Source organism: Dactylosporangium sp. NPDC051484 (assembly GCF_040689395.1).
Taxonomy (GTDB): Bacteria; Actinomycetota; Actinomycetes; order Mycobacteriales; family Micromonosporaceae; genus Dactylosporangium.
This window is the reverse complement of record NZ_JBFAZX010000001.1, coordinates 327,197-346,552: the sequence shown is the minus strand read 5'-3', so window position 1 is coordinate 346,552 and position 19,356 is coordinate 327,197. Positions and strand designations below refer to the sequence as shown.

Here is a 19,356-nt window from a genome sequence, read left to right as displayed (position 1 = left end):
CCCCCACAATATGCATCAGGCCTGCAGGACCCGAGCGTGAATGGATGTGCGCTGCTGCAGCGCGGCCCGCAGCGCGCGATGCAGGCCGTCCTCGAGATAGAGGCCGCCCTCCCACTGCACGACGTGCGGGAACAGGTCGCCGTAGAAGGTCGAGTCCTCGGCGAGCAGCTTGTCGAGCGCCAACTCGCGTTTGGTGGTGATGAGCTGGTCGAGCCGCACCGGGCGCGGCGGGATCTCGGACCATTGCTTCAACGTCAGCCCATGCTCCGGATACGGCCGACCATCGCGGACCGCCTTGAAGATCATGAACGTTCACCCCCCTGACCGTGCCAGGGTACCGACTGGGTGCGACAGAAAAGGTGTCACGAGTCGGCTCGGTTACCCCAGTTGCCCCGATGCGTCACGCTCGGCGACTCCCGCCGGCCCCGTTTGAGCGACGGTGAGCGCTTGTCCGCGGCCCGGTAGCCGATGGTCATGGCGCCGATCGGCGTGTACGCCTCTGGGACGCCGAACTCCGCGCGGAAGTGCGGGATCCGGTCCGGGGTGACGCCGAAGAAGCACGCGCCGAGGCCTTCGTCCACCGCGCCCAGCAGGACCAGCAGGCTCGCCATCCCGGTGTCGATGTGCCAGTAGGGCACCGGCCAGCGGGCCTCGTCACGATCGGTCCAGCCCTTGTCCGGCTGGGCGTAGCGGTCGAGGTAGGCGTCGCGGTGGCTGAGCGCCACGACGACGACCGGCGCCCGGCTCATCCCATCCAGCCAGCCCGAGGGCAGGTTGTCCTCGGGCGTGGTGGCCGCCCAGAAGCGCTCGACATCCTTGCGGGTGTCCAGCAGCAGGAACTCCCAGCCCTGGGAGAAGCCGGCCGACGGGGCGTGTGTGGCGTAGCCGAGCAGCCGCTCGACGGTGTCCGCCGGCACCGGACGGTCGGGGTCGTAGTTGCGCACCATCCGCCGCCGGCGGATCACCTCGGAGAGTTCCACAGGTGAAGCCTAGAACGCGCGGATCCCCCACGCGCCCCGCCAGCTCGAACCCGGCTCCAGGGTCACCACGTCGCGCCCGGAGCGGAACGCGTCGGGCGGACAGGTCATCGGCTCGATCGCGAGCGCCTTGCGCAGCCGGTCGGCGGGCAGGGCGTCGGAGGAGAACACCTGCCACCAGGTGAAGGAGGAGTCGGCCCAGACGGTGACGCCGCGGCCGTCGGGCGCGGTGACGTCGACCTGCGAGCCGCCCTCGGCGTCGGGGTCCACCTCGCCGAAGGCCGTGTCAAGGACGGTGGCACCGAGGCGCCGCCCCTCGGTGAAGTCGTACTCGCTGCCGGCGACCCGGGCCGCGCCGATCGGCAGCATGCGGGCGTCGACGAGCAGCCGGCTGCGGGCCGGCACGCGCAGGGTCAGTTCGTCCACCGGCACCCCGGGCACCAGCACATACGGGTGGGTGCCGAGGCCGAAGGGCGCCGCGCTGTCGCCCGTGTTGGTGACCACGTGCTCGGCGCGCAGTCCGGCGGCGCTGACCGACCATGTGGTCTGCAGTCGCAGCGGCCACGGGTACCCCGGCCGCGATACCAGATCGTGGGCAACGGTCACGCTGTCGGGCGTCGCGTCGACCACGTGCCAGCGCACCCAGTTCACCAGGCCGTGGATCGCGTTGTGCCGGTCGGGCTCGGTCAGCGGCAGCTGCAGGTGCTCGCCACCGAACGCGTACCGCCCGTCGCGGATGCGGTTGGGCCAGGGCGCCAGCACCTGCCCGCCGGAGCCGACCGCGCGCTCGTGCTCGGCGAATCCGGCGACGACGTCTCGCCCGTCGGAGGTGAAGGCGCGCACCCCCCCGCCCACCTCGACGATGACGGCCTCCTGGCCGCCCGAGCGGATCGTCCACTGTGTACCAGAGGGCGTGTGTGAGAGCTGCGCGGCGGTGTCCATGGGCGCGACAATATCCTCAGTGTGTCGAGTCGGTGTAGCGGAGGAGTACGGGAAATGCCAGCGCCAGGAGCACTGCCACGGCGGCCGCGGCGATCCCACCGCTGACCCAGGAGAAGCTCGCGCTCGTCGCGTCGGCCATGGAACCGGCCCGAAGGTCACCCAGACGTGGACCTCCGGCGACCACGGCGAAAAAGACGCCCTGCAGACGGCCGCGCATCTCGTCAGGCGCGCTGAGGAGCACCGTCTGGCGGTACACCCCACTGATCATGTCGGCGGCGCCGGCCAGCGCCATGAAAGCCACGCACGCCCACAGCCACGGCACCGCGCCGGCCAGCGCGACGGCGAGACCCCAGCCGACCACCGCGAGCACGAGCGCGATGCCCTGCCGGTGCACGCGCCCGATCCACCCGGAGGTCACCCCGGCCAGCACCGCGCCGATCGCGATGGAGGAGTACAGCCAGCCCAGCGACGACTGCCCGAAGCGCTCGTCGGCGACGACGGGGAACAACGCCTTCGGCATCGCCAGCACCATGGCCGCGATGTCGATGGCGAAGGTGAGCAGGATGAGCTTGTGCCCGGCCAGAAACCGCAGCCCGTCGCGGATGTCGCGCAGGCCCGCCCTGGCCCGGGTGCCGGTCGGCGGCAGGGCGGGCAGGCGTAGTGCGGCCCAGAGCACGACGGTGAACAGCACGGCGTCGACGGCGTAGGCGGCGGAGAAGTCGAACGCGGCGATGATGACGCCGGCGCCGACCGGCCCGCCGATCGCCGCCACGTTGGACACCGTGAAGCCGAGCGTGTTGGCCGCCGCGACCTCCTCGCCACCCACGAGCGCGGGGATGATCGCCTGGCGGACCGGGCTGTTGATGCCGAAGGCCGCCGACTGGGCGGCGATGAGCACCAGCATCAGCCACGCGTTGTTCAGGTGCAGCACCGCCTGCACCAGCAGCCCGAGCGTCGTCAGCCACATCAGGGCGGAACTGACCAGCAGGACCCGGCGCCGATCGTAGGCGTCGGCGATCGCGCCGCCCCAGATCGAGAACACGATCAGCGGCACCAGGCCGACGAAGCTGGACAGCCCGACCCACAGCGCGGACTTCGTGATGGCGTAGACCTGCACGGGCACCGCGACCGCCGTGAACTGCACACCGAAGAACGACACGGCGTTGCCGACGAAGACTCGGCGGTACGCCGCGTGCCGCAGCGGCCGGATGTCGATCGCGTGCCGCCGCAGCCAGCCGCGTTGCTCCCCCTCCTGATCCGCGAGGGCCGTCATGGTGCGAGCCGCTCGAGCTTGCCGCCGCTGAAGCGGAGCCGGTCGTGCAGCCGGCTCGCCCGGCCCTGCCAGAACTCGACCTCGTCGGGCGCGACCCGGAACCCACCCCAGTGCGGCGGCGCCTCGATGGGCCCATCGCCGAAGCGCCGCTCCGCCTCCGCCCACGACCCCTCGAGGTCCGCCCGCGAGCCGATCACGGTGGACTGCCTGCTCGCCCACGCGCCGAGTTGGGCGCCGCGCGGCCGGACGGCGAAGTACTCCTCCGTCTCGGCGCGCGAGACCTTCTCCACCGCGCCGCTCACGATGACCTGGCGATGGAGGTGGTACCACGGGAAGACGAGCGTCGCGCGCGGATTGCCGGCGAGTTCGTTGCCCTTGCGCGACTCGTAGTTGGTGAAGAAGGTGAAGCCCCGCCGGTCGTACCCCTTGAGCAGCACCGTGCGGGCCGATGGCCGCCCGTCACCGGAGGCGGTGGCCAGCAGCATCGCGTTGGGCTCCGGCAGGCCGGCGTCCACGGCGTCGGCGAACCAGGCGGCGAACTGATCGAGCCAGTTGTCGGCGATCGAGTCCTCGGTCAGTTCGCCCGAGTACTCCTTGCGCATGCGCGACAAATCTTGCGGTGATGTGCTGGGTGTCACGCTCACATCCTTCCTCCGACGATCACGTATGCGTGAAGATGTGTCATGCAGGACACATCTGAGCCTCCGTTCAGTCGGCAGTCGCCACGCCCAGGGGTGAAGATGTCAAAAGGGAGTTGACACCCCGATTCAGCAGGAGTGCGTCATGTCCGATTTCAAGCCGGGACTCGAGGGCGTCATCGCCTTCGAATCCGAAATCGCGGAGCCCGACAAAGAAGGCGGCGCCCTGCGCTATCGCGGCGTCGACATCGAGGATCTCATCGGCCAGGTGTCGTTCGGAAACGTATGGGCGCTCCTGGTGGACGGCAAGTTCGGCCCGGGCCTGCCGCCGGCCGAGCCGTTTCCGGTGCCGGTGCATTCCGGGGACATCCGGGTCGACGTCCAGTCCGCCGTGGCGATGCTCGCGCCGTACTGGGGCCTGGGCCAGCTGCTCGACATTCAGACCCCGCAGGCCCGCGAGGACCTGGCCCGGGTCAGCGTCACCGCACTGTCCTTCGTCGCGCAGGCCGCTCGCGGCCTCGGGCTGCCCGCGGTGCCGCAGAAGGAGATCGACAAGGCCGAGACCATCGTCGAGCGGTTCATGCGCCGCTGGCGGGGCGAGCCGGATCCCCGGCACGTCAAGGCCGTCGACGCCTACTTCATCTCCGCCGCCGAGCACGGCATGAACGCCTCGACGTTCACCACCCGCGTGGTCGCCTCGACCGGCGCCGACGCGGCCGCCTGCATCTCCTCCGGCATCGGCGCCCTGTCCGGCCCGCTGCACGGCGGCGCACCGTCGCGCGTGCTCGGCATGATCGAGGCCGTCGAGCGCAGCGGTGACGCCGAGGGATACGTCAAGAACGTCCTCGACCGCGGGGAGCGCCTGATGGGCTTCGGGCACCGGGTGTATCGCGCGGAGGACCCCCGGGCCCGCGTGCTGCGGCGCACCGCGAAGGAGCTCCACGCGCCGCGCTTCGAGGTCGCCGAGGCGCTGGAGAAGGCCGCCCTGGAGGAGCTGCACGCCCGCCGGCCCGACCGGGTGCTGGCGACCAACGTCGAGTTCTGGTCCGCCGTGGTCCTCGACTTCGCCGAGGTGCCAGCCCACATGTTCACCTCAATGTTCACCTGCGCCCGCGTGGCCGGGTGGAGCGCGCACATTCTGGAGCAGAAGCAGCTGGGCCGGCTGGTCCGCCCGTCCGCGAAGTACGTCGGCCCGGGGCCGCGCAAGCCGCAGGACGTCGATGGCTGGGACCGGATCCCGCACGGCGTGTAGACGGTGTGACGCTCGTCGCGTCACCGACGAATTTTCATCGGGTTGCGGCGCGGATGGTGGCAGGATCCGCGGGGTACCCGCCCGCCCGCCGCACCCCGGAGTACTCACATGGCCGAAATCCGCATTCCCGACGAGATCAAGCCCGCCGATGGGCGCTTCGGTGCCGGCCCCAGCAAGGTGCGGCCCGAATCGGTGCACGCGCTCGCCGGGTTGGCGAAGACGTGGCTGGGCACCAGCCACCGGCAGAAGCCCGTCCGTGACCAGGTGGCCCGCCTGCGCCGCGGCCTGGCGGAGCTGTTCAGCCTGCCCGAGGGCTACGAGGTCGTGCTCGGCAACGGCGGCAGCACCGCGTTCTGGGAAATCGCGGTCTTCGGCCTGATCCGCGACCGGGCGCAGTTCGCCAGCTTCGGCGAGTTCGGCGCCAAGTTCGCCTCGGCCACCAAGAAGGCGCCGTTCCTCGGCGAGCCGACCGTGATCAAGGCCGAGCCCGGCACCGGCGCGTTCCTGCGCGCCGAGGAGGGCATCGACGCGTACTGCTCGCCGCACAACGAGACCTCGACCGGCGTAGCGGTGCCGGTCCAGCGGCTCGCCGGTACCGACGAGGGCGCCCTGCACCTGACCGACGCGACCTCGGGGGCCGGCGGGCTCGCCGTGGACGTCAGCCAGACCGACGTGTACTACTTCGCGCCCCAGAAGGGCTTCGGCTCCGACGGCGGCCTGTGGATCGCGCTCATGTCGCCCGCCGCGATCGCGCGCGTCGCGGAGATCAAGGAGTCGGGGCGCTACATCCCGGACTTCTTCGACCTGCAGACGGCGATCGACAACTCGCGGCTGGAGCAGACGTACAACACCCCGGCCCTGGCCACGATCTTCCTGGCCGCCGAGCAGGTGGACTGGATGCTCGCCGGCGGCGGCCTGTCGTTCGCGGCCAAGCGCAGCGAGGAGTCGGCATCCGTCCTGTACGGCTGGGCCGAGCGCTCCGCCGTGGCCACGCCCTTCGTCACCGACCTCGCGGTGCGCTCCAACGTCGTCGGCACGATCGACTTCGACGCCTCGATCGACGCGACCGCTCTGGCGAAGGCGCTGCGCGCGAACGGGATCGTGGACACCGAGCCGTATCGCAAGCTCGGCCGCAACCAGCTGCGGATCGCCATGTTCCCGGGCGTCGACCCGGCCGATGTGGAGGCGCTGACCGTCTGCATCGACTACGTCATCGAACGGCTCTGATCTGGCCCTTTTCCGTTTTCTGTCGGCGCGGCGTGCGTCTTTCCAGCTACGGTTGCCGTACTGTGACCGCAAGGCGTCGGCCGATGGCGCCTGAAGTGGGTGGGACGGAGGCACGCGATGCGTCCTGTGCGATTCGTCGCCCTCTCGGAGGACGGCCAGGCGTTCGTCCTTGCCGATGAGGTCGGGCGGCTGCTGGCGCTGCCGATCGACGAACGCGTCCATAGCGCGCTGCGCCCCGACCACAGCCACCCGGCCAGCATCGTCGAGACCGGCTCCTCACAGCTCGCGCCGCGCGACATCCAGGCCCGCATCCGCTCCGGCGAGTCGGCCGAGGAGGTCGCGCGGGTCGCTGGCGTGCCCATCGACCGGGTCCTGCGCTATGCGGGCCCGGTGCTGCAGGAGCGCGCGATGCTCGCCCAGCACGCCCGGCGCACCCGGCTGAGGACCTCGGAGAAGGGCTCGTCCCTGGCCGAGGTCGTCGACACCCGGCTCAGCCAGCACGGCATCGACACCGAGAAGATCTCCTGGGACGCGTATCGGCGCGAGGACGGCACGTGGCGGATCACCGCGACCTGGCCGAGCGGCAAGGCGACCGCGCAGGCCGTCTGGGAGCTGGACAAGGCCCGCCAGCTGGTCTCGCCGCACGACGACATGGCGCAGTATCTGTGCACCGAGCGCGGCCCCGGCATCCTCGGCCAGGAGCCGCCCGCGACGGAGCGGCCGCTGCCGGCTCGCGGTGAGACCAGCCGCGGCGACCTGGGCCTGCGTCCCGACGCGGTGCGCAGCGGCGGCCACGAGCCGATCCGCCCGGCGACGCCGGAGCGCCGGCCCGGCGGCCGCACGCTGGGCAACGACCCGATCCGGGCCGGCCGCGACGCGCTGCTCGCCTCACTGGACCGCCCGCTCGGCGCCAACTCGTCCGACGAGCCGGTCGTCACCCCGCCACCGGTCAAGAACGACAACCGGGCCCGTGGCGCCGCCGCCCTGATCGGCCGCTCCCCGTTCGACGAGGACAGCGACCAGAGCAAGGAGATCCCGGCGGTGCCGTCGCTGGCGGTGCTGCGGCCGCGGCGCAACACCGCGTCGGCCGCCGCCACGGTCGAGCAGCCATCGGCCACCACGGAGAAGCCGCGCAAGCGCCTGCCGAGCTGGGATGACGTGCTCTTCGGCGGCGCACCGGCCCGTGAGACCTCGTAACTGGGATATTTCCGCCCGGCGATAGGTTGGTGTACATGGAGTACACCAACCTCGGCCGGACCGGCCTCCTCGTCAGCCGGCTGTGCCTGGGCACCATGAACTTCGGCCCGAAGACCACCGAGCCGGACAGCTACGCGATCATGGACCGCGCACTGGAGCACGGCATCAACTTCTTCGACACCGCCAACGTCTACGGCTGGAAGCTGGGCGAGGGTGTCACCGAGCAGATCATCGGCCGCTGGTTCGCCCAGGGCGGCGGCCGCCGCGACAAGGTCGTACTCGCCACCAAGGTCTACGGCAAGATGGACGAGTGGCCCAACGGCCAGGGTCTCTCCGCACGGCACATCATCGCCGAGGCCAACGCCTCGCTGAAGCGCCTCCAGACCGACTACATCGACCTGTACCAGATGCACCACATCTCCCGCACCACGCCGTGGGAGGAGATCTGGCAGGCGATGGAGGTGCTCGTCGCGCAGGGCAAGGTGTTGTACGTCGGGTCGTCCAACTTCGCCGGATGGCACATCGCCGCCGCTCAGGAGTCGGCGAAGTCCCGCCACTTCCTCGGTCTCGTCGCCGAGCAGTGCATCTACAACCTCATGGCGCGCACCGTCGAGCTCGAGGTGCTGCCCGCGGCGAGGCAGTACGGCCTGGGCGTCATCCCCTGGTCGCCGCTGCACGGCGGCCTGCTCAGCGGCGCGCTGGCCAAGCTCGCCGCCGGCAGCGCGGGCCGCACGGCCGAGGGCCGCGCCGCCGAGGACCTGGAGAAGCACCACACGTCGCTGGAGGCGTTCGAGAAGCTCGCCGCCGAGCTCGGCACCGACCCGGCAAACCTGGCCCTGGCCTGGCTGCTGGCGCAGGAAGGCGTGACCGCCCCGATCATCGGCCCGCGCACGATCGAGCAGCTGGACAGCACGTTGGACACGCTCGGCCTCACCCTCGACAAGGAGACCCTCGACCGGCTCGACGAGCTTTTCCCGCCGGTCGGCAAGGGCGGCCCCGGCCCGGAGGCCTGGGCCTGGTAGGCGGTTGGGTTCGGCGCTGGCCGTGCCCCGGCCAGCGCCGCCCACCAGCGCGTGATGGTCTCGATGCCTCGGCGGTCAGGCCAGGGTCACCGTCGCCAGCGTGTCGTATTCGGGCTTGGGGCCGAGGTGGCTGCGCATCAGCCGCACCTCGTCGACGCGCCATCGCGGCCCACGGTATGCGGCCAGCATCGCCAGATCGCCGGCCAGCTCCTCCCTGCTCAGCATCACCCCCGGCCGGGCGATCGTCAGGTGAGGCTGCCAAGGCCGCCGGTCGAACGGCAGCCGGCACCGTTTGAGCGCCTGCCGCACGGCCAGGCCCAGCGGCGTCAGGTCGTCGCTCTCCAGCTCCGCCACGAGGTGCCTGAACTGCCCACGCCCGAGCGTCTTGCCGCCCGCGATCCGCACGGTCGGCGCTGCCGTCCCGGCCAGTTCACCCAACGCCTCGACCGCCGCGGTCTCGTCCTCGACGTCTCCGATGAACGCGACGGTGAGGTGCCACCGCTCGGGCGGCGCGAGCCGGACGGACCGCTCCCGCGGCCGCGCCACGGCGAGCCCGTCGACCATGCTCTTGAAGTGCTCCCGCACGTCCTGCGGCGGATACGCCGCCATGAACACCCTCAACCTCGTCGTGCCCCCATACCTCGTGTGGCGGTTCCTGTCGCCGCGTCCCTCCCCCGACCGCGAGATCATCTCGTCGGCGGACGGAGCAACGCACAGATCAAGCACGGCGCCACGGCAATGAGCCCGATGACGCCGACCACCAGCAGGCCGTGCAGCACGCCCACCATCTGAGACTAAGCTCACACGAGTGCGGCGGCTATCGCGCCGAGTGCGGTGCGATGAGGCCGGGCAGGCTTCGCCCCCTCGCCGCCGCCTGCCCGGCCTCACCGCCGTCCGTGACCGCGGCGGCCGGGGCAGGGCCGGAACGCGGCTCGATCGTCGCCGCGACCCGTCCTGGGGCCGGCCGGGTCGCGGCGGCTATTGCGTCGAGGCGACCAGCATGGCCCGAAGTTCCTTGATGGCTTCCCCGTCACCCTCCACATTGATCGATGTGTGCGCATCGGTCAATGGGGTAGATTCGCGTGCCCATAGCCACCGCAGCAGGGAGGCTGGATCGCCCGTTACCGATGCGTCGGGAGTGGCGGGCTGGTCGGCGGCGGCCGGGGTGGCTCCGGAGGTGATCGTGGCGCCGTCGGGGTCGGTGCGGATCAGCCAGGCGGGGCCGCCCGGGGAGATCTGCACTCGGACCATGCGGCCCTTCGCCGACGCCAGAGCCTCGGTGAAACCCTCGTGCCAGGCGTGGGAGCCGTAGCCCACGAAGAGGCGCAGCACCTCGTCAATGCCATCCACCGCCAGGTCGTCGGGGATGGGGTCGGACTCGGTGTGCAGGGCCAGCTCGGCGTCGAGGCGGTGGATGACCGACTCCTGGGCCATGCGGCGGATCCAGAACTTGACCGTCTGGTCCGGGGCATGCCAGGTGAGGGCCGGGTCCGTGTCGCCGCGACGGGAGAACTCGTGGGTGAGCGCGCCGTAGGCCCGGTCGAGCAGGGCGATCGGGTGCTCCGTCTCCGTTTCCGGCGGGGGCCAGGCAGCGGGCCACGAGCCCGTTCGCATGACCATGGCCTTGTGCAGATAGACCTGACCGACGTGCCTGACGAGGTCGGTCACGGTCCAGCCAGGGCAGCTGGGCACCGGGGTGGTGAGGCCCGTGCCGGCGACATCACGCAGGCGCATGTAGTCGGCGGCCAGGCACTGCAGCAGACGCGATCGCTCCATGCCCGTGACTCAATCACACGGGTACGACAAAAATCAGCGCACCGCCGGACGTACCGCCGGAACACCCCCGGTGCGCTCGTGCACCCGCACGTGTGGGCGGGGGCGGAGGCCGACGTGAATGCGGCCGCCGGCCCGGCGCAGCTGGAGCACGCCCAGGGCGACGGTGGCGATCAGCGACACCAGTCCGCCGGCCCAAAGGCCCGAACGGGGTCCGTATCGCTCGGCGCACCAGCCGATGATCAGCGCACCGATTGGGGTGCTGCCGAGGAACACCAGGATGTACAGAGCCATCACGCGGCCCCGGAACGCTGCGTCGACGCCGAGCTGGACGCGCTGGTTCGCCGCCTGGGCGAAGTAGATCATGAAGAAGCCGGTCGGCACGAGCAGGATCAGCGCGATCGCGAACGACGGGGCGAAGCCGACCAGCGTCTCGAAGCCGGCGAACAGGATGGCCGTGGCGAGCACCAGGTACACCGACGGGCGGCTGCGGCGGCGCGAGCTGGCCAGCGCGCCGGCCAGGGCGCCGAGCGCGATGGCGGTGGAGAGCATGCCGAAGTACTTCGCGTCGACCCGGAACTCGACCTTGGCCAGCACGGCCAGGGTCAGCTGGAAGTTGAACCCGAACAGGCCGACGATCAGCACCAGCAGGATGGTCAGGCTCAGGTCGGGACGGCGCCAGACATACCGCAGGCCGTCGATCGTGCGGGCCTCGCTCGCCGCGACCGCGACGCGCTCGGCGCGGAACAGCTCAGCGGTGCGCATGCGGGCCAGGCAGATCAGCGGCGCGACGCACAGCAGCGCGGTGAGCAGGAAGATGGGACCCGTCTTGTCGTGCAGGGCGGCGATCACGAGGCCGGCGACCGCGGGGCCGACGATGCGGGCGGCGTTGAACGTCGCGGACGAGAGCGACAGCGCGTTGGGCAGCAGCTCCTTGGCGACCAGTTCGGAGACGAACGACTGGCGCACCGGGGTCTCGATGGCACTGATCATGCCGAAGAGGGCGGCGGTGACGAAGACCCACCAGAGGGTGACCACTCCGGTGAGCACCAGGGCGCCCAGCAGGATCGCCACCAGCGCCGAGGCCACGTTCGCCAGCAACAGGAGGTGCCGCTTGTCGAATCGGTCGGCCAGCTGCCCGCCGTACAGCGAAAGGAACAGCACCGGTGTGAACTGCAGGGCTGTCACGATGCCCAGTGCGGACGCCGAGTTGCCCGACAATTGCAGGACCAGCCAGTCCTGCCCGGTGAACAGCATCCACGTGCCGAGGAGCTTGACGAGCTGGCCGATGGTGAACAGTCGATAGTTGTAAACCTTCAATGAGCCGAACGTGGTACCGCTCATGCGCTGCGTCCGATCCTCCCCAGAATCTCGGCGGCCTTGGTGAGCACCTCACGCTCCTCCGGTGTGAGGGCCATGAGCTGCTTGGCGAGCCACTCGTCGCGGGTGCGGCGGTGCTCCGCGAGGACCGCGCGACCCGACTCGCTGGCGGCGAGGAGGACCTGCCGGCCGTCGGTCGGATGCGGCGAGCGCTGGACGAGACCGCGGTCCTCCAGCTTCGCGACGATCTTGGTGAGGGTCGGCGGTTGCACGCGTTCGATCTCGGCGAGCTCGCGCGGCGTCAGCGCGCCGCCGAGCTCGAGGCTCGTCAGCGCGGACAGCTGGGTGATTGTGAGATCACCCACGGGCCTAGCCTGGCGCAGGCGCCGGTTCAGGCGGGTGATGCTGTCCCGCAGCGCCGCCGCGAGCTGGGCGGCCGCGATTTTCGGTACGCGAACCATCACATTAGTTAGCCTACCTAATGAGCATGGCTAACGACCTGTGCTGTCGATCACCCGGGGGCCTGCGGCGGGCGGCGCGGGCCAGGTACCGTGATCGGCGTGCCCACGCCGCCCAAGCCGCTCGACCCGCCAATGGTGCCGTTCGCCGTCGTGGGCATCGCGCTGTGGATCGTCGCCGCGCTGATCATGCTGCCGTTCCGCGACGAGCTCGCGAAGGCCGGCCACGGCAACTGGCTCGACATCGCGATCGCGGGCGCCCTGTGGGGCATCCCCGGCCTGCTCACGATGGTCGTGCACGACCGAAACCGGCGGCGGCGCCGGGCCGGGGCGGCGTCCGATTCGTTCAAGACGGACAGCCCCGCCGCCCCCTAACGTGGGGCACATGGCACTTCGACTCAACGTCATCGGCATCGTCGTCGCCGACATGCCGCGCTCGCTCGCCTTCTACCGCCGGCTCGGCCTGGACGTGCCCGAGGCCGAGGACAAGAACCCCCACGTCGAGCACGCGCTGCCCGGCGGCATGAAGATCGCCTGGGACACCGTCGAGACGATCCACTCGTTCGATCCCGGCTGGGCGCCGCCGAGCGGGGGTGCGCGGGTGGCGCTGTCCTTCGAGTGCGACTCGCCGGCCGATGTGGACCGCGTGCATGCCGAGCTGGTCGCGGCCGGCTATGCCAGCCACAAGGCCCCGTGGGACGCGTTCTGGGGGATGCGGTACGCCGTCGTGCACGACCCGGACGGCAACGGCGTCGACCTGTACGCGGTGCTGTCGTAGCCCGGCCGCTCACCCCTTCGCGATCACGGCGCGGGGCCGGACGGTCGCATCAGGCGATCAACAACTCGCCCATCGGGACGCCGGCCAGAGCCTTCACCTCGCGGGCGAGGTGGGCCTGGTCGGCGTAGCCCGCCGTCGCGGCCACCGTCGCGAACGCCATCCCGCGGCGTGCCAGGTCCAGCGCACCGTTCAGCCGCAGGATGCGGGAGAGGGTCTTCAGGCCGTACCCATACAGGAACAGACCCCTCCTGTGCAGCTGACGCTCGCTGAGGCCGACCTCGGAGGCGATGCCCGCCACAGACTCTCCGGCGCGCAGGCGGGCGAGCACGTGTGGCGCCAGCGGGTCTGGGGCGAAGTCCGTCGAGAGCATGGCCGACTCAAGCAAAGCCGCACGGTCGGGCGCGTCGTCGAGAGCCTCGGTCAGCCGGCGGACTCGCCGCCGGGGCCAGAGGTCTTGAAGCGCGACCCGCTGATCCCGTAACTCGCTGGCGGCCACACCGAGGACGGCCGGGCCCGTTCCTGGCGAAAAGCGGACCGCTGTGAAGCGCGTGCCGGCAGGGCTCCACGAGAGGTGCGCGGTCGTGTCCGGGCCCGCGACGAACAGCTCGCCATCGCAGTGGATGACGTCCATGCAGCCATCGGGAAGGATACGGCTCGTGCCGGCCTCCCGCACGCCCCTCCGCCAGACGACCGCGCCCGGTATGCGGGACGGTCGCTCCGTGTAGTCGGGCTCAGCCGTGCCCATAGGGTTCGGCCGGCTCATCGCCGTCGACCGAGCCCGGCGCGTGGCTCACGGCGACCTTCTCGACCTCACTGTCGTCGAAGACCGTCGGTAGCTCGTCGACCGCCTGAACCTGCTCGACCAGGACCTCGGAGTGCGCGCCGCAGCCGTGGTCGACCGAGACGACCTGGGCGTCGTCGGGCGCATACTCGTTGCCGCACACGCCGAACGACTGCCGCAGCGATCCGGCGAGCTGCAGGTAGAACCCGCACGAGCCGCAGCGCGCCGACGACGGGGCGGCGACGGAGATCGCGGCGTTGGGGCCACGTTCGCCGTCATACCACCGCTGGGCCGCGTCCGAGCGCCCCTCGCGCGACATCACGCGGGCGCGGCCGAGGCCGAGCTCCCAGTTGGCCTCTTCGACCGCGGGGTCGTCGGACTGGACATACCCAGGCGTGAGCCGCGGGTCGTCGGGCGGGGTCGGCAGCAGGTCGCCGACGCCGAGGTCGCCGGGCTGGAGACGCTCCTGCCAGGGCACCCACTCGGGTGCGCGCAGCGCTTCGGGGCCGGGCAGCAGCGTCGACTCGCAGATCGTGACCTGCCTGCTGCGCGGGATGCGCGTGACGGTGACGGCCCAACGCCAGCCGCGATAGCCGGGCAGGCCGCACTCGAAGAAGTGCGTGACGAGCCGGTCACCCTCGGCAACAACGCCCAGATGCGCGCCGATGTGATCGGGATCGACCACGTCGAGCCCCCGCAGCGCCGTCTCGACGGCGTCCGCCAGGACCTGGTCGAGCTTGGCGGCGCGGCCGCTTCCGCGCGCGGGTGCAGTCGAGGCAGTCACACCACCATTCTTCCTCATCGCCACGCCCGTCGAGCACGGTGGCCCCGGCGTGCCTCAAAACTGTCGTACCGATGGTTCAGGATGGTGGCATGTCGGTGATTCGAGGAGTGGCACAGACCATGGTCACCACCGCGCGCGCGGCCCGGGTCGCCGCCGCCGGCACGACCAGGGCGGGCCGGTTCCTCGGGCGCAACCTGCTGCGTGTGCGCGAGCGCGGAGCCGGCGGCGAGACGGGCATGCTGCGCCTGCTCGACCTGCACGCCGCGTCCTGCGCGGGAGACACCCTGGTCGCGCTGGGTCTCGCCGGGACCATTTTCTTCTCGGTGCCCGCCGGAGAGGCCCGCGGGCGCGTGGCGCTCTACCTGATCGTGACGATGCTGCCGTTCGTGCTGCTCGCGCCGGTGGTCGGGCCGGTCCTCGACCGATTCCGTCACGGCCGGCGATACGCGCTGGCGGTCACGATGCTGGGGCGCGCGTTCCTGGCCTTCATGCTCTCCGAGCACCTCACCGGCTGGGCGCTGTATCCGTCCGCGTTCGGCATGCTCGTGCTGTCCCGCGCCTATGGTGTGGCCCGCAGCGCCGCCGTGCCTCGTGTGCTGCCGCCCGGCCTGGGCCTGTCCGAGGCCGGGGCCCGGGCCTCGGTGTTCGGCACGTTCGCGGGCGCCATCGTGCTGCCCATCGGCCTGCTCACCGGGCAGTTCGGACCGCAGTGGCCGCTGCGCGTGTCGATCCTCGTCTTCCTCTACGGCATGGTCACCGCGCTGCGGCTGCCCCCGCGCGCCGACTCCGACCCGCCCGAGACGATGCCGCGCATCCTGCGACCGCTGGGCGGGCGTGGCGTGAAGGTCCTCAGCGGGCGCGTGGTCGTGGCCGCCCTGATCGGCAGCGCCACGCTGCGGGGCCTCTATGGATTCCTGATGTTGTATCTCGCGTTCGCCATCAAGGAGGGCACGCTCCCGGTCCGCCTCGCCGCCTGGCAGCTCTCCCAGCAGGCGGCGGTCGTGGTGGTGGCGTCCGCGCTCGGGGTCGGCTCGTTCCTGGCCACCGCGATCGGCACCCGGCTGCGCATCCGTCGCCCGGCGCTGCTCCAGGCGATCGGCATCGCGCTCGCCGCGTTCGTCGCCATCATCGCCGCCAACCGTGGCTCACTCGGGGCCGTGGCGCTGCTCTGCCTGCTCACCGCCATCGCCAGCGGTCTGGCCAAGCTCGCCGTGGACGCCTCGATCCAGGAGCGGATCGACGAGCAGGTGCGGGCGAGCGCGTTCGCCCACTCCGAGACGCTGCTCATGATCGCGTGGGTGTTGGGCGGCTCGGTCGGGCTCATACCGTTCGGCGGATCGTGGGGGCTGCTGGTGGCCGCCGGGTTCGTGACGCTGGGCGCGGTCCGGGCGCTGTATTCGGCCGTGGTCCTGCGCAAGGAGCGCCTGAGCGGGGCGCCGCCGAACATGGCCGCTTCCGACGCGACGACGGCCGCGATGCCCGCCGCCGGGTCCGGCGCGGCGGACGCCTCGACCTCCGGGGCCACCGTGAGCCCCGGGGCCGGCTCCGGCGAACGGGCGGTGCCGACCGCGCGGATGCCCGCCGCGGAGGCCACCACCGTTCCCCGGCCCGCCGAGGCCACGACGGCGACCGGCCAGGGCGCGCCGGGCGAGGACAGCGGGCGGCAGCGCTTCGGGTGGCGGCGCCGGCGGGACACGGACGAGCCGCCGGCGGCCGCCCCGACGGCGACCCGCAAGATGCCCGCGGTCGACGTGGAGGACGGCACGTCGCCACTGGCACCGCCCGGATACACGCTGTATCGGCCGTCGGGCACCGACCCGACGGCCCGGCTGGAGGACGAGGGATGAGCCGGTTGCTGGGATACGGGCGGGTGTTGATCGTGACGGCGGTCGAGATCGAACAGAACACGGTCCTCGCGGGGCTCGGCATCGACGGGCAGGCGCCCGACGCGCTTGAGGCCGGCGCGCCGGTGGTGGTGGCCGCGTGCGGCGTCGGGCCGGCGTCCGCGGCGGCGGTGACGTCACAGTTGCTGACCGTCGCGGTGCAGCGGGGAGCGCCGTTCGACGTCGTCCTGTCCGCCGGGATCGCGGGCGGGTTCGCGGGCCGGGTGGAGATCGGTGGCCTGGTCGTCGGCACCGAGTCGGTCGCGGCCGACCTGGGGGCCGACGGCCCGGACGGGTTCCAGAGCGTCGACGAGCTCGGCTTCGGGGCGTCGCGGCACGATGCCGACCCGGCGCTGCTGCGGATGCTGCGCCAGGCGCTCCCCGAGGCCGTCGGCGGCCCGGTGCTGACGGTCTCGACGGTGACCGGGACCGGCCGCGCGAAGGAGCTCGTCGAGACGCGCCACCCGGACGCGGTGGCCGAGGCCATGGAGGGCTTCGGCGTCGCCACCGCGGCCCGCCTGTGGCCGACCACCGCGTTCGGCGAGATCCGCACCATCTCCAACGCCGTGGGGCCCCGGGATCGCGCCGCGTGGCGCATCCCGCAGGCCCTGTCGACGCTCCGGGACGCCTTCGCCACCCTCGGCGCCCACTGAACTCCGCGCGTCGGCCCCACGGGCTGGGGCAGGCCGACGCGGGTCCGGGTCGAGCCGGAACGAGCGTGGCCGACATCGGTGGTGACGGCCGGTTTGTCGCGCTCCGTGGTCGCCAACGGGGTTTCGTGAGCTGCGCGACAACGATGATTCACTATCGGCTGGATCCGCGTTCGTGCGTCCGTGCGGCGATGGGCAGGAGAGTCGCGAGGGTCACACCGGGGGATTCCATACTCGCAGTGCGGGCCAGGCCGCAAGGTCTAGATTCGGATTGTGACGCTTTCCCTCGCTTTCTCGCCGTGTCCGAACGACACCTTCGTCTTCCACGCGCTCACACACGGGCTGGTGTCCGGGGCGCCCGACTTCGACGTGACCTTCGCCGATGTCGACGTCACCAACACCGCGGCGTTGAACGGGGAATTCGACCTCGTCAAGGTCAGTTATGCGGCGTTGCCATGGCTGCTGGACAAATACACGCTGCTGCCGTGCGGCGGAGCCCTCGGGCGTGGGTGCGGGCCGCTGGTGCTGGTCAAGGATCAGTCGATCAAGTCGCTCGGGGGCAAGAGCGTGGCGGTGCCGGGAGATCGGACCACCGCATATCTGCTGATGCGGCTCTGGTCGGCCGGGGACCCGCCGGCGAGCGTCGAGATCCTGCCCTTCGCCGAGATCATGCCCGCGGTCGCGGCCGGGCGCTACGATGCCGGGCTGGTGATTCACGAGGCGCGGTTCACATACCAGCGGTATGGGCTGCACGCGCTCGCCGATCTCGGGGAGTGGTGGGAGAACGACACCGGGCTGCCGATCCCGCTGGGGGCGATCCTCGCGCACCGGGACCGGGTCAACCCCGAGCAGGCGACCGCCTGGATCAAGGAGTCGGTGCGGCTGGCCTGGGAAAACCCGCGCGCAAGCCGGGAGTTCGTGCTCGAGCACGCGCAGGAGATGGAGCAGGCGGTCGTCGATCAGCACATCGCGCTGTACGTCAACGAGTTCACGGCCTCGCTCGGGCCCGACGGCCACGCGGCGGTCGACGCGCTGCTGAACCGGGCTGCGGCGGAAGGGCTGGTTCCCGCTACGCCGCTCGTCGGGGCATAAATCGGGGGTGTGAGATCCGTTACCTGCCGGCGTCTTCACGCACGCGACAGAAGGGCCCGGCGGCGCGGGCCCTTCTGCATGAGGCGAGCGGCGACCAGGGCCGAGGTCAGACCTCGAGCTCCCGGGCCACCAGGTGCACGGCCTCGGCGACCGTGCGGGACGTCTTGCGGTCCGGGAAGCGGCCGCGTTGCAGGTCGGGCTGGATCTTCGCCTCCAGCACCTTGATCATGTCCTCGATCAGGCCGTGCAGTTCCTCCGGCGCGCGCCGGCTCGCCACCGCCCGGGCCTCGGTCACCGACGGCGGCGCGTCGAGCAGCTTCACCTGCAGCGCCTGGCTGCCCTTGCGGCTCTCGACCACCCCGAACTCGACCCGCTGACCGGTCTTCAGCTCACCCACGCCGGACGGCAGGGCCGCCTTGTGCACGAAGACGTCGCCCCCGTCATCGCTGGTGAGGAACCCGAAACCCTTCTCCTGGTCGTACCACTTCACTCGACCCGTCGGCACGCTGCCCTGCTCCCCAGTGTCGGACCCGTCCCGGGGCCGTAAATGGCACGCCGGGATTGCACACCAAGGCTAGTCACCGGAAACGGCCCGGCCAACCGAGATCACGCCATTGAGAAACGCCGGAAACGGGCGCAGGTCCTCGAAAACGACGGTCGCGCCCGCGGCACGGAGGTCCTCCGCGGAGCACGGGCCCGAGGTGACGCCGAAGGCCGGGATGCCGGCCAGGGCCGCGGCCTGCATGTCGGCCACGTGATCGCCGACGTAGAGGGCAGCGCCAATGTCCTGCAGGACCTGGGCCTTTCCGGCGTGGAATACGTCGCCGTACACCTTGTCGACCGAAATGCCCAGATGGGCGAGATGCAGCTCGGCGAGTCGCCCGAGCTTCGAGGTGATGACGGCGATTCGCGCGGGCACCCGGCGTACCGCATCCAGAGCTTGTTCCGCTCCTGGCAGAGCGTTCGAGGGCGCGATCGCGTGGTCGGGATAGAGCGAGCGGTAGATGCCGACCGCCTCCTCGATCCGCTCGGAGGGGAACCATTCGGACATCTCCTGGCGCAGCGGCGGGCCCAGGCGACTGGCCGCGAGGTCGGCGTCGACGTGGACGCCGGTACGCTCCGTAAGCGCCCGCCAGGTCGCGGCGATTCCCCGCCTGGTGTCGAGGAGCGTCATGTCAAGATCAAAGCCAATGACAACCGGTTGTTGAGACACCTTTAAGGATGCCCAGGTCACAGTGGGTACGCCATCGAGAGATGCGCTGATCACCTATTGACGAAGTGAGACCTCGACCACTACCGTCACGGATAC

At 71.2% G+C, this 19,356-nt stretch carries 22 protein-coding genes; 9 read left to right on the top strand and 13 right to left on the bottom strand.

The features are described 5' to 3' along the window. Positions 1-15: 15 nt before the first annotated feature. From AB0367_RS01705 to pdxH, 5 genes are read right to left on the bottom strand one after another with little or no spacing between them, the layout of a single operon-like run. Positions 16-306: a type II toxin-antitoxin system VapB family antitoxin gene (locus AB0367_RS01705; RefSeq protein WP_190249067.1), complete on the bottom strand. Its 291-nt coding sequence runs from the start codon at positions 304-306 to the stop codon at positions 16-18. 56 nt (positions 307-362) lie between these two features. Further along, positions 363-980 carry a nitroreductase family protein gene (locus tag AB0367_RS01700; RefSeq protein ID WP_366224230.1) on the bottom strand — a complete coding sequence of 206 codons (618 nt, stop codon included), beginning with the start codon at positions 978-980 and terminating at the stop codon, positions 363-365. Between the two features lie 9 nt (positions 981-989). Beyond that, entirely contained in the window at positions 990-1,919 is a 930-nt protein-coding gene (locus tag AB0367_RS01695; protein ID WP_366224229.1) for an aldose 1-epimerase family protein, read from the bottom strand. A gap of 16 nt (positions 1,920-1,935) precedes the next feature. Further along, positions 1,936-3,192 (bottom strand): MFS transporter, encoded by a 1,257-nt coding sequence (locus AB0367_RS01690; RefSeq protein WP_366224228.1) that lies wholly within the window; start codon positions 3,190-3,192, stop codon positions 1,936-1,938. Then, on the bottom strand, positions 3,189-3,794 hold the full coding sequence (gene pdxH, locus AB0367_RS01685) for a pyridoxamine 5'-phosphate oxidase (RefSeq protein WP_366224643.1): 606 nt from the start codon (positions 3,792-3,794) through the stop codon (positions 3,189-3,191). The genes AB0367_RS01690 and pdxH overlap by 4 nt, the downstream gene beginning before the upstream one ends. 181 nt (positions 3,795-3,975) lie before the next feature. Here pdxH and AB0367_RS01680 point away from each other — a divergent pair, with 181 nt between their 5' ends. The 4 genes from AB0367_RS01680 to AB0367_RS01665 all read left to right on the top strand — a co-directional run bounded on the left by AB0367_RS01680 (position 3,976) and on the right by AB0367_RS01665 (position 8,528). Then, positions 3,976-5,082: a citrate synthase 2 gene (locus tag AB0367_RS01680; protein WP_366224227.1), complete on the top strand. Its 1,107-nt coding sequence runs from the start codon at positions 3,976-3,978 to the stop codon at positions 5,080-5,082. A gap of 108 nt (positions 5,083-5,190) precedes the next feature. Then, positions 5,191-6,309, top strand: coding sequence for a phosphoserine transaminase (serC, locus tag AB0367_RS01675; RefSeq protein ID WP_366224226.1), 1,119 nt, complete (start codon positions 5,191-5,193; stop codon positions 6,307-6,309). 117 nt (positions 6,310-6,426) lie between these two features. After that, the gene (sepH, locus tag AB0367_RS01670; protein ID WP_366224225.1) at positions 6,427-7,506 is read left to right on the top strand and encodes a septation protein SepH; all 1,080 of its coding nucleotides are present in this window, start codon (positions 6,427-6,429) and stop codon (positions 7,504-7,506) included. A 35-nt stretch (positions 7,507-7,541) separates the two neighbouring features. Beyond that, positions 7,542-8,528 (top strand): aldo/keto reductase, encoded by a 987-nt coding sequence (locus tag AB0367_RS01665; RefSeq protein ID WP_366224224.1) that lies wholly within the window; start codon positions 7,542-7,544, stop codon positions 8,526-8,528. A 75-nt stretch (positions 8,529-8,603) separates the two neighbouring features. On the opposite strand, the gene thpR is transcribed toward AB0367_RS01665, so the two are convergent. From thpR to AB0367_RS01645, 4 genes are all read right to left on the bottom strand, one after another. Beyond that, a complete protein-coding gene (thpR, locus tag AB0367_RS01660) occupies positions 8,604-9,137 on the bottom strand; it encodes an RNA 2',3'-cyclic phosphodiesterase (RefSeq protein WP_366224223.1) in 534 nt (177 codons plus the stop codon). Between the two features lie 369 nt (positions 9,138-9,506). Then, positions 9,507-10,304 (bottom strand): maleylpyruvate isomerase family mycothiol-dependent enzyme, encoded by a 798-nt coding sequence (locus tag AB0367_RS01655; protein ID WP_366224222.1) that lies wholly within the window; start codon positions 10,302-10,304, stop codon positions 9,507-9,509. 33 nt (positions 10,305-10,337) lie between these two features. Beyond that, positions 10,338-11,645: an MFS transporter gene (locus tag AB0367_RS01650; RefSeq protein WP_366224221.1), complete on the bottom strand. Its 1,308-nt coding sequence runs from the start codon at positions 11,643-11,645 to the stop codon at positions 10,338-10,340. Then, complete coding sequence (locus AB0367_RS01645; RefSeq protein WP_366224642.1) at positions 11,642-12,082, bottom strand: MarR family transcriptional regulator; 441 nt, start codon at positions 12,080-12,082, stop codon at positions 11,642-11,644. The genes AB0367_RS01650 and AB0367_RS01645 overlap by 4 nt, the downstream gene beginning before the upstream one ends. Positions 12,083-12,172: 90 nt before the next feature. Here AB0367_RS01645 and AB0367_RS01640 point away from each other — a divergent pair, with 90 nt between their 5' ends. Both AB0367_RS01640 and AB0367_RS01635 read left to right on the top strand, forming a co-directional pair. Next, positions 12,173-12,454: a DUF2530 domain-containing protein gene (locus AB0367_RS01640; protein ID WP_366224220.1), complete on the top strand. Its 282-nt coding sequence runs from the start codon at positions 12,173-12,175 to the stop codon at positions 12,452-12,454. 10 nt (positions 12,455-12,464) lie between these two features. Then, the gene (locus AB0367_RS01635) at positions 12,465-12,857 is read left to right on the top strand and encodes a VOC family protein (protein ID WP_366224219.1); all 393 of its coding nucleotides are present in this window, start codon (positions 12,465-12,467) and stop codon (positions 12,855-12,857) included. Positions 12,858-12,906: 49 nt separating this feature from the next. Here the strand turns inward: AB0367_RS01635 and AB0367_RS01630 are convergent, their stop codons facing one another. Both AB0367_RS01630 and AB0367_RS01625 read right to left on the bottom strand, forming a co-directional pair. Beyond that, positions 12,907-13,602, bottom strand: coding sequence for a DUF6597 domain-containing transcriptional factor (locus tag AB0367_RS01630; RefSeq protein WP_366224218.1), 696 nt, complete (start codon positions 13,600-13,602; stop codon positions 12,907-12,909). Next, a complete protein-coding gene (locus tag AB0367_RS01625) occupies positions 13,589-14,440 on the bottom strand; it encodes a DUF3027 domain-containing protein (protein ID WP_366224217.1) in 852 nt (283 codons plus the stop codon). The genes AB0367_RS01630 and AB0367_RS01625 overlap by 14 nt, the downstream gene beginning before the upstream one ends. A 101-nt stretch (positions 14,441-14,541) precedes the next feature. Here AB0367_RS01625 and AB0367_RS01620 point away from each other — a divergent pair, with 101 nt between their 5' ends. From AB0367_RS01620 to AB0367_RS01610, 3 genes are all read left to right on the top strand, one after another. Then, positions 14,542-16,269, top strand: a complete 1,728-nt coding sequence (locus AB0367_RS01620; protein WP_366224641.1) for an MFS transporter — start codon at positions 14,542-14,544, stop codon at positions 16,267-16,269. Next, positions 16,266-16,958, top strand: coding sequence for a futalosine hydrolase (locus AB0367_RS01615; RefSeq protein ID WP_366224216.1), 693 nt, complete (start codon positions 16,266-16,268; stop codon positions 16,956-16,958). The genes AB0367_RS01620 and AB0367_RS01615 overlap by 4 nt, the downstream gene beginning before the upstream one ends. A 270-nt stretch (positions 16,959-17,228) precedes the next feature. Next, a complete protein-coding gene (locus AB0367_RS01610; protein WP_366224215.1) occupies positions 17,229-18,047 on the top strand; it encodes a 1,4-dihydroxy-6-naphthoate synthase in 819 nt (272 codons plus the stop codon). A 106-nt stretch (positions 18,048-18,153) separates the two neighbouring features. Here AB0367_RS01610 and AB0367_RS01605 read toward each other — a convergent pair whose 3' ends face one another. Both AB0367_RS01605 and AB0367_RS01600 read right to left on the bottom strand, forming a co-directional pair. Then, positions 18,154-18,552, bottom strand: coding sequence for a cold-shock protein (locus tag AB0367_RS01605; RefSeq protein WP_366224214.1), 399 nt, complete (start codon positions 18,550-18,552; stop codon positions 18,154-18,156). A gap of 69 nt (positions 18,553-18,621) precedes the next feature. Beyond that, complete coding sequence (locus AB0367_RS01600) at positions 18,622-19,260, bottom strand: HAD family hydrolase (RefSeq protein ID WP_366224640.1); 639 nt, start codon at positions 19,258-19,260, stop codon at positions 18,622-18,624. Between the last annotated feature and the right edge of the window lie 96 nt (positions 19,261-19,356).